Raw genomic sequence first — 941 nt, forward strand, 5'->3', positions numbered from 1 at the left:
TTAGAGACTGCCCTCCCCGTTCTGGAGACTCTTCTCTGCCACTGCCTGTTCTAGCAGGGTTAGCCGCTCGGCCTGGTCGTCCAGTTTTTCCTGAAGTGCGGAAATACGCGATTCATCCGTCGCTTGTTGTTGCTTAACCTCCTGGAAGCCCCAGCCACGCTCAGGCCGATACAGGGTGGCCCAGATCCACAGGAACGGCCACAGCACATGTAACGTAAACAAGCTCACCCACCCGGCGACATGGATCGCGTCCTGATGTGGATGATTACGACTTTTCGAAATTTCGTATGGGATATCGTGAATAGCGATGATGCCGTAAAACAGCACCAGCCCTACAAAAACCAGCAGGCCAAGGGCCACGTAACTCAACATTCCGGCCATCCTTTTTTCGTTATGAACGCGGCCCCTTCCGGCCACCCGTGTTAATGCTAGCAGAAATCCGGGTTATAGATCCTGGCCACAACCGCTGTACAAGGTGCTGTTGCGGGTCACTTTCACCTGATAGGGAAAGGCTTCACCGCTCATCACGTCTTCACAGTCCTGCTCGCTGATTTCCACTTTCAGGGAACCGGCCTCGCTGCTCGCCATATAAATGGTTTCCGTCCCTTCGGTCTTGGCGCCCGGGTTCGGGGTCGTCATGCTGTTATTACCGTAGTCCCACACAAAGACCAACCGCTTCTCCGGATAAACCGCCAGGTGCCAGCCGGGTTCGTTACCGACCGCCCAGAAGCTGGCCCCGCCGGCTTTGGCTTGCGCCTTCCCGGTGACGGGTTGGGCCGGCGCCTCGTTTGCAACACGCTCCAGCATGATTGTCATATTCTGGTTCGCTTCCTTGTCGCCCAGCTCCACCGTGTGCCGCTGAGTCGTCGTCCAGAGCAAACGCCCATTACCATCACGAATCTCGGCACGCACTGCATATGCCATCGGATGATCGTTATCGG

At 56.5% G+C, this 941-nt stretch carries 2 protein-coding genes; both read right to left on the minus strand.

Translation table 11 applies throughout. The features are described from left to right. A complete protein-coding gene (locus tag A3730_RS33010; RefSeq protein ID WP_197468585.1) occupies nt 1-372 on the minus strand; it encodes a DUF3302 domain-containing protein in 372 nt (123 codons plus the stop codon). Nucleotides 373-444: 72 nt separating this feature from the next. Continuing rightward, nucleotides 445-941, minus strand: a 497-nt coding sequence (locus A3730_RS06275) for a hypothetical protein (protein ID WP_231883871.1), incomplete at its 5' end; no start/stop codon positions are given.

It is taken from the genome of Alcanivorax sp. HI0044, assembly GCF_001634945.1.

Excerpts from the sequence above, each read along its gene's own strand:
- A3730_RS33010 (WP_197468585.1), bottom strand. The coding sequence starts at position 372 with ATGTTGAGTTACGTGGCCCTTGGCCTGCTGGTTTTTGTAGGGCTGGTG.